This is a genomic window from Streptomyces sp. OR43, assembly GCF_008042275.1.
Taxonomy (GTDB): Bacteria; Actinomycetota; Actinomycetes; order Streptomycetales; family Streptomycetaceae; genus Streptomyces.
The window spans coordinates 21,117-29,607 of sequence record NZ_RDBK01000003.1 but is presented as its reverse complement, the minus strand read 5'-3'; the positions used below and the strand labels follow the sequence as shown (position 1 = coordinate 29,607).

The following is an 8,491-nucleotide window of genomic DNA, read 5'->3' as shown; positions in this document are numbered from 1 at the left end:
GTGCGGGACTGACCCCGGAACGTCTGACCCGTGCGGGGGCGGAGCTGGCCGACGAGGTCGGCTTCGACCAGGTGACGGTCTCGGCTCTCGCCCGGCGGTTCGACGTCAAGGTCGCGGGCCAGTTGCGCAGCAGGGCGTCCAGGGCGTCCACGATCCGCGACCAGGACTCCTGGGAGTCGGGCGCGCTGTGGCTGAACCCGCCCTGCGCCTCCAGGCTGACGTAGCCGTGGAAGACGCTGCCCAGCAGCCGGACGGCGTGCGTCTGGTCCGGTTCGGTCAGTTCGTAGCCGCGCAGGATCGCCCGGGTCATCCGCGCGTGCCGGCCCCCGGCGCTGGCGGCGGCCGCCTCCGGGTCGAGCCGGTACTGCGCTGCGGCGTACCGGCCGGGATGCTCGCGGGCGTAGTCGCGGTACACGTCGGCGAAGGCGCCCAGGGCGTCCTTGCCTGCCCGGCCCGCCAGGGCGGCCGCTCCCCGGTCGGCGAGCTCCTCCAGGGCCAGCAGGGCGATCCTGGTCCTGAGGTCGTGGGAGTTCTTCAGGTGCGAGTACAGGCTGGCGACCTTGACGTCGAACCGCCGGGCGAGAGCCGAGACCGTCACCTGGTCGAAGCCGACCTCGTCGGCCAGCTCCGCCCCCGCACGGGTCAGACGTTCCGGGGTCAGTCCCGCACGCACCATGAGCCACTCCTCTGTTCCGGCTACACCCATCATGCATCTACCTAAACTCTTTAGGCAAATATCGGCCTGGCATAGGCGTGGCTGATCACGGTGCCGGACCGGTCGCCCACCCATGCCCCACCCCGACTACTCTCGACAACTCACGTACTCCACAAGGCCGGTGGCGCTTGACGGACCGGCCGGACCCTCAGAGCGGAGACTCTTCATGTCCACGGAGACCGGCCCGGCCGTCGATGCCGGACCGCGCGGCCACAGGATCGTGCCGGGCCCGAAGGGCCTGCCCTTCCTCGGTAACATGCCGCAGTTCGGCAAGAACCCTCTCGCGTTCTTCGAGCGGCTGCGCAGTCACGGAGACCTGGTCCAGTGGCGCTTCGGCCCCAACTCCTGCGTGTTCATAGCCGATCCGGAGTGCATAGGCGAACTGCTCACCGAGACGGAGCGCACCTTCGACCAGCCGGCGCTCGGCATCGCCTTCCGTACCGTGATGGGCAACGGCGTCGTGGTGGCCCGCGGCACCGAGTGGCGTCGCAAGCGGTCGCTCGTGCAGCCGTCCGTCCGGCCGAAGCAGGTCAGGTCGTACGCGTCGACCATGGCAGGCAGCACGGTGGAGCTCGCGGACAGCTGGTCGGGCGGCGAACGCATCGACATCAAGCGGGAGATGGCGGCGCTGACCCAGAAGATCGCCGTCCGCACGATCTTCGGCGTCGACACCCCCGCCGACGCCGAGGCGATGGGCCGGGCGATGGACGTGGCACAGGCGGAGATCGGCAAGGAGTTCGCGGGCATCGGCGCTCTGCTCCCGGACTGGGTGCCGACCCCGGGCCGGGCCAGGATCAAGAAGGCCGCCGCGGTCATCGACGCCGAGGTGGGCCGGGTCGTCGCCCGGCACCGCGACGGCGGGGACGAGCGTCCCGACCTGCTCAGCCGGCTGCTCACGGCCGTCGACGAGACGGGCGCGAAGCTCGACGACCGGGAGATCCGCGACGAGACGGTCACGCTGTACATCGGCGGCCACGAGACGACGAGTTCGACGCTGGTGTGGGCCTGGTACCTCCTGTCCCGCAATCCCGGGACCCGGGCCGCCCTGACCGAGGAGCTGGACCGGGTGCTCGGTGACCGCGAGCCGGGGTTCGACGACTACGCGCAGCTCACGTACACCCAGGCGGTGGTCAAGGAGACGCTGCGGCTGTACCCGACGATCTGGCTGGTCACCGGGGTCGCGAAGGAGGGTGCACGGATCGGCGGTCTGCCGATTCCCGAGGGCACCAGGGTGTGGAGCAGCCAGTGGGCCACCCAGCGGGACGAGCGGTGGTTCCCCGAACCGGAGGAGTTCCGCCCGGAGCGGTGGGACGCGGAGACGGGCGACGAGATCGCGGAGTACGCCTGGTTCCCGTTCGGCGGCGGCCCCCGGGTCTGCCTGGGCACCCGGTTCGCGATGGTCGAGGCGGTGCTGATCCTGGCGGTGCTCGCGCGGCGCTTCGAGCTGGACGTCGATCCGGGCACGGTCAACCCGGTGCCGACGCTGACGCTGCAGCCTGACCGCGAGGTGATGGCGACGGTCCGGGCGCGGTAGCGGATTCCGGCGGAGCGGGCAGGGCAACGACAGACATGCACCACCGGGGATCGCCCCGGCGTCGACAGATACTGAACCGATATGTCCGATCTATCGCCATGATCCGGGCATACCGTTCAGAATGTCCCTGTCGGCCGTACCGGCCACCGGGGCCCTGTGGCCCCGACCGCAGGCTGTCGATCTCGTCGATCCCAGGGGAGAAACATCATGCGTCCAGGTTCCGCTCTCACCGCCTCGCTCACCGCCGCGGCCGCCCTGGCCCTGACGGCCACCGGCGCCTCGGCCACCGCCGGCGCGGCCTCCCCCGGCACGTCGGCCCGCCCGGCCCACTGCCAGGAGAAGGCCCTCAGGATCTCCGCCTCCCCCGGCGACCGGCACCACGTGGCGCGGATCGCGGTCACCAACCGGGGCGGCCGCACCTGCGTCGTGGACCGCATCCCCACGGTCACGTTCCGGGGCCTCGACGGCTCGGCCCAGCCCGTCCCGCCCGCCACCAGCGGTTCCTACGTACTCTCCCCGGGTGAGCGCGGCTACGCGGCCGTGCGCACGGCGGAACGCGGCACGCACCGGGGACATGTCGTCCGCAGCCTGTCCGTGGCGGCGGACCCCGCGCACTACGGGGTCACCTTCGGTGCGGCGACCGTCGGTATGGACCGCGGGATCCGGGTGTGGGAGCCGGTGACCACGCTGTGGCACACCTCGCGCGGCGCGGCGGACCGGGCGCTGGCGGCGGGAACGCGCTGAGCCGCGTACGAGCGGGGCCGGGACGACGGGCGCACCCGTCGCCGTCCCCGCCCCGCGGACGCACTACAGCGTCACCGTTCCCGTTCCCTCCGCCGTGGCCCCCGTCGTCTCCGCGACCACGCGGTACGGGCGGTCCGTGCCCTCGGCGGTGACGGTCAGGGTCGCCCCGTCGCGCACCACCCGGAACGCTGCGGCGGTCGCGCCCGTCAGGTCCGGCACGGTGACGGAGGTGCCGTCGCCGTCGGGCTCCGTGGAGGCCCCGCCGAAGACCCGCAGGGTCAGCCCGTCGAGCCAGTCGCTGTCGGGGCGCTGGTCGTCGGCCCCCCAGGGGAGCACCGCGCCGGGGCGCACCAGGATCGGCAGGCTGTCGAAGCCGTGGGTCTCGTGGCGCCAGACCGGTCCGGTGACCCTCTCGCCGGTCAGCAGCACGGTCCAGGTGCCCTCGGGGACGTAGTACTCGACCTGCCCGTCCTCCGTGAAGACCGGCGCGACCAGCAGGTCCGGTCCGAGCATGTACTGGCGGTCCAGCATCCGGGTCGTCGGGTCTGCGGGGAACTCCAGCAGCATGGGGCGCATCATCGGAACGCCGGTGCGGTGGGCGGTGACGGCCGCCCCGTACAGGTACGGCATCAGCCGGTGCTTGAGCAGGGTGAACTTCCGGGCCACGTCCACCGCCTCCTCGCCGAAGGCCCACGGCACCCGGTAGGACACGTTGCCGTGCAGCCGGCTGTGCGAGGACATCAGGCCGAAGGCGAGCCAGCGTTTGAAGACCGCCGGGTCGGGTGTGCCCTCGAAGCCGCCGATGTCGTGGCTCCAGAAGCCGAAGCCGGACAGCGAGAGCGAGAGGCCGCCGCGCAGCGACTCGGCCATCGCCGTGAACGAGGCGAAGCAGTCGCCGCCCCAGTGCACGGGGAACTGCTGGCCGCCCGCGGTGGCGGAGCGGGCGAAGAGGACCGCTTCGCCGTGGCCGCGCTCCTTCTCCAGGAGTTCGAAGACCGTGCGGTTGTAGATCTGCGCGTAGTAGTTGTGCATGCGCTCCGGGTCGGAGCCGTCGTGCCAGACGACGTCGGTGGGAATGCGCTCGCCAAAGTCCGTCTTGAAGCAGTCCACGCCCTGGTCGAGCAGGAGGCGGAGTTTGCTGTTGTACCACGCGCGCGCGGCGGGGTTGGTGAAGTCGACCAGGGCCATGCCGGGCTGCCACAGGTCCCACTGCCAGACGTCGCCGCCCGGGCGGCGCACCAGGTAGCCGAGTTCGGCGCCCTCCGCGAAGAGTGCGGACTTCTGCGCGATGTACGGGTTGATCCACATGCTGATCCGCAGCCCGCGTTCCTTGAGCCGGGCCAGCATGCCCTCCGGGTCCGGGAAGACGTCCGGGTCCCAGAGGAAGTCCGACCACTGGTACTCGCGCATCCAGAAGCAGTCGAAGTGGAAGACGGAGAGCGGGATGTCGCGCTCGGCCATGCCGTCGACGAACGAGGTGACGGTCTCCTCGTCGTACGAGGTGCAGAAGGACGTGGTGAGCCAGAGGCCGAAGGACCAGGCCGGCGGCAGGGCCGGGCGTCCGGTCAGCGCCGTGTAGCGGGCCAGGACCTCCCTGGGCGTCGGCCCGGCGACGATGTAGTACTCCAGTGACTGGTCCTCGACGCTGAACTGCACCTGGCCGACGGACTCCGAGCCGACCTCGAAGGAGACCTTGCCGGGGTGGTTGACGAAGACGCCGTAGCCGCGCGACGAGAGGTAGAACGGGATGTTCTTGTAGGCCAGTTCGCTGCTCGTGCCGCCGTCCGCCTGCCAGATGTCGACGGTCTGCCCGTTCTTGACGTACGGGGTGAAGCGTTCGCCGAGGCCGTAGACGTTCTCCCCGACATCCAGGGCGAGTTGGGCGACCATGTGGTGGGCGCCGTCCGGGGTGGTGGCGAAGGCCGTGCCCTTGGTGTCGACGCCGGTGAGGCGCCGGCCGTCGGCGTCGAGGAAGGTGATGCCCCAGGGCCCGTCACCGTCCATGCGCAGGGTCAGTGGCCCGCTGGTCAGCTCGGTGACCGCCCCGTCGCGACGGGTGCGCGCTCCGGCGGCTGCCGGATCGAGGCCGGGGAAGGCGAAGTCGGGTCCGCGACGCACCCGTCCGGCGTGGTGGGTCGTGCGCACGCCGATGATGCCCTCGGCCGGGGAGAAGCAGTCGACCGTGATGAGGGGCGTGTTGAGCGTGTCGCCGCGCTCGGCGACACGCTTGACCGAGGCGTAGGCGGTGAACTGGTCGGCGCCGACGCGCAGATCGCGGATCTCGGTCGCGTAGGAGGCGCGTACGCCCTCACGCATGAGCCAGAAGCCGTCGGTGAACTTCATGCGGACTCCTTGCCGGGGGCAACTGGAGGGACGGGGACGGGGGTACGGACGGTGTGGCTCATGCGTCCTCGCCGGTGAAGGCGATCCGGGCCAGGCGCACCGAGCCGCGCAGGGTGACGCGCAGATCGGCGGTGCCGGAGGCGTTCAGAGCGGCCCGCACGGTGCGGTAGTCGTACGGTCCGTCGGTGGCGGCGACCGGGACGGTGACCGTGGTGTCCGCGACGGAGATCAGTACGGCTCCGTCCCCCGCTGCGGAGACCTCGACGCCGCTTGCTCCGGATGCGAAGTCGCAGCGGCGGTAGAGGAGTTCGTTGCTCCCGGTGACGGCGGTGACCGCGTCGCCGTCCACCTTCGTCCGGTCGACGATCTCGGTGCCCAGCTGCTCGTCGTAGTCGGCCGCCTCCAGACCGCGGGTCAGGACGGGACGCGGTCCGGACGGTTCTCCGTCGAGGGTGACGACGGCGACCAGGCGGATGTCCGCGCTGGAGGCTCCCGCCTGGATCTCGTACGTGCCCGGGTCGACGGTCCAGCGGCCGTGCGCGACGTCCCAGTGGCCGAGCTCGGTGACGGGGACGAGGAAGTCGACGCGCCCGGCGGCGCCCGGGGCCAGGTGCAGCCGGTGGTGCCCGGCCAGCTGGCGCAGCGGCCGGACGACGGACGGCGCCRCCGCGCGCACGTACAGCTGGGCGACCTCGTCCGCGGCGACGGAACCGGTGTTGGTGACGGTGAGCGAGACCCGCACCAGGTCGCCGTCGCGCTCGGCGTGCAGGGCGCTGTAGGTGAACTCGCTGTACGAGAGGCCGTGGCCGAACGGGTAGAGCGGGACGCCCTCGTAGTAGAGGTAGGTCTGGCGGGAGCCGATGATGTCGTAGTCGAGCAGGCCGGGCAGCTCCGCGTCGGAGGTGTACCAGGTCTGCGGCAGCCGGCCCGCCGGGGAGACGTCGCCGGCGAGGACGCGGGCGAGTGCCGTTCCCGCGGCCTGGCCGCCGTGGGCGGTCCACAACAGTGCGGGGAGCGTGGCCGCCGCGTCGGTGAGGGCGTACGGGTAGGCGGAGGTGACCGCGAGCACGGTGCGCGGGTTGGCGGCGTGGGCCGCGCGCCACAGGCGCTCCTGCTGGGCGGGGAGGTCGAGAGTGGTGCGGTCCTCGGTCTCGCGGCCGTTGATGTGGGCGTCGTTCCCGGCCACGACGATCACGACGTCGGCGGCTGCCGCCGCACGGGCGACGGCGTCCTCCCCGCGCTCGGTGACCTCCATCTCGAAGACGGTTCCGCCGGTTCCGGCGGTGCCGGAGATTTCTTCGCCCGGGGCGGCAACCTTTACGCCGTCGGCGGCAACAGAGACATACCTACCCGTTCCCACGTGCAGAAGGCGGTGACCGCCGGCATGACCCTCCACCGCTTCCCGCCGGAAGGTCTCCTGGACGATCCAGCCGCCCGGCTCGTCCGCGGAGGCGCGGACGAAGCCGTCCTCGGCGACCGACAGATAGCGGCCGGACGGTTCCCGCAGGGTGATCAGGCCGTTGCCCCAGTCCACGAGCGCCAGCTCGGACGGGGTGTCGCCGCAGGTCAGCGGAGGCAGGTCGGTGCGGCCCGCCAGCAGCGCCGGGTCGAGGGCGCCTTCCGCGCCGCGTACCGGCTCCCGGCTCCCGTCCGCCTCGGGAATCCGCAGCCAGCCGTCCGCGCACTTCAGCCGGACCAGGTCGACACCTTCCGCGTGGACGATGTGCTCCGCGCCGAAGCGTTCCCGCAGTCCGTCGAGCGGGGTGGAGCGGTGGATGAGGGTGCCGCTGTACCAGTCGAGCTTGCAGGCGTCCGCGAGGAGGCCGACGACGGCGACGGTCCTGCCCGCGGCCGGGTCGAGCGGCAGCAGCCCGTCGTTCTTGAGCAGCACGACGGCCTGCTCGGCGGCTTCCAGGGCGAGCGCCCGGTGGCCCTCGGTGTCGAAGGCGTCAGTGTGCGCGTACGGGTCGAGCTCGGGGTCGAACTCACCGAGCGTGAAGCGGAGTTCGAGCAGTCGGCGGACAGCGGTGTCGATGTCGTGCTCGTCGAGGAGGCCCTGCTCCAGAGCGCCCCGGACGCGGCCGGTCATGATGCCGGAGTCCTGGCCGTGGTCCGTGAAGCTGTCGACACCGGCGCGCAGGGAGGCGGCCGTCGCCTCCTCGTGCGTGTCGAAGTAGTGCTCGGAGTCGACGAGGTTGGACGGCGCGCCTGCGTCGGAGCAGACCACGAGCGACCGGTCGGTCCAGGCGCGCAACTGCTGGGACAGATGCGGCGAGACGTGGTTGGGGCGCCCGTTGACCAGGTTGTACGCCGGCATCACACCGGCCACCGCGCCCGCCTGCACGGCGTCGCGGAAGGCCCTGAGGTCGTACTCGTGCAGGACCCGCGGGCGGACCGAGGACGAGGAGGTGTCGCGGTCGGTCTCGTTGTTGTGGGCGAGCCAGTGCTTGAGGACGGGGGCGGTCCGCCAGTAGAGCGGGTGGTCGCCGCGCAGTCCCCGGGTGTACGCGACCGCGATGGCCGAGGTCAGCCCGGCGTCCTCGGAGTACCCCTCCTCGCCGCGCCCCCACAGCGGGTTGCGCAGCAGATTGACGGTCGGGGCCCAGACGTTGAGGCCGACGCGGTCGTCCTGGGCGCGCTTGGCGCGGACCTCGTTGCCGACGGCCTCGCCGACCCGCCGCACCAGCTCACCGTTCCAGGTGGCGCCGAGTCCCACAGCTTGCGGGAACACCGTGGCCGGGCCCATCCAGGCCACGCCGTGCAGGGCTTCCTGGCCGGTCCGGAAGGCGCCGAGCCCGAGCCGGTCGACCGCCGGCGCGAACTGGTGCAGCATCGCGATCCGCTCGTCGAGCGTGAGCTGCTGAAGCAGGTCGTCGACGCGCTTGGCGAAGGGCAGCTGCGGGTCGCGGAAGGGCTGCGGTTGTTCCGTCACGTGCGGGTCCCCTTGGAGAGGTGGGAGGTATTCCGGTGCCTGCGCCTCGTACGAGCGGCTGAGAAGCCCCGGAAGATCTTTCGAAGCGCTTCGATGCTCGATGGCCAACCCCGCGCATGTCAAGGGCTCGTCCTCGACCTCCGTACGCGACAACCCCCCAATGCGCCAGGAAACGGTTCGGAAACAGGTCGGAGGAATCTGGAAACGGACTCTTGTGCGGCCG

The 8,491-nt window shown here is 71.6% G+C and carries 4 protein-coding genes and 2 pseudogenes; 3 read left to right on the top strand and 3 right to left on the bottom strand.

The window, feature by feature from the left end; translation table 11 throughout:
• Positions 1-116 (top strand): annotated as a pseudogene (locus tag EAO72_RS42685) (TetR family transcriptional regulator); the annotation flags it as partial.
• Here the strand turns inward: EAO72_RS42685 and EAO72_RS02725 are convergent.
• Positions 113-676 (bottom strand): annotated as a pseudogene (locus EAO72_RS02725) (TetR/AcrR family transcriptional regulator); the annotation flags it as partial. The pseudogenes EAO72_RS42685 and EAO72_RS02725 overlap by 4 nt on opposite strands.
• Before the next feature lie 205 nt (positions 677-881).
• Here EAO72_RS02725 and EAO72_RS02720 point away from each other — a divergent pair.
• Positions 882-2,249, top strand: coding sequence for a cytochrome P450 (locus EAO72_RS02720; protein ID WP_148015600.1), 1,368 nt, complete (start codon positions 882-884; stop codon positions 2,247-2,249).
• A 207-nt stretch (positions 2,250-2,456) separates the two neighbouring features.
• Positions 2,457-2,993, top strand: a complete 537-nt coding sequence (locus EAO72_RS02715; protein ID WP_148015599.1) for a DUF4232 domain-containing protein — start codon at positions 2,457-2,459, stop codon at positions 2,991-2,993.
• Positions 2,994-3,056: 63 nt separating this feature from the next.
• On the opposite strand, the gene yicI is transcribed toward EAO72_RS02715, so the two are convergent.
• Positions 3,057-5,336, bottom strand: coding sequence for an alpha-xylosidase (gene yicI / locus EAO72_RS02710; protein WP_148015598.1), 2,280 nt, complete (start codon positions 5,334-5,336; stop codon positions 3,057-3,059).
• Positions 5,337-5,394: 58 nt separating this feature from the next.
• Positions 5,395-8,268, bottom strand: a complete 2,874-nt coding sequence (locus EAO72_RS02705; protein ID WP_148015597.1) for a glycoside hydrolase family 3 C-terminal domain-containing protein — start codon at positions 8,266-8,268, stop codon at positions 5,395-5,397.
• Positions 8,269-8,491 lie beyond the last annotated feature (223 nt).

Excerpts from the sequence above, each read along its gene's own strand:
- EAO72_RS02720 (WP_148015600.1), top strand. The coding sequence starts at position 882 with ATGTCCACGGAGACCGGCCCGGCCGTCGATGCCGGACCGCGCGGCCAC.
- EAO72_RS02715 (WP_148015599.1), top strand. The coding sequence starts at position 2,457 with ATGCGTCCAGGTTCCGCTCTCACCGCCTCGCTCACCGCCGCGGCCGCC.
- yicI (WP_148015598.1), bottom strand. The coding sequence starts at position 5,336 with ATGAAGTTCACCGACGGCTTCTGGCTCATGCGTGAGGGCGTACGCGCC.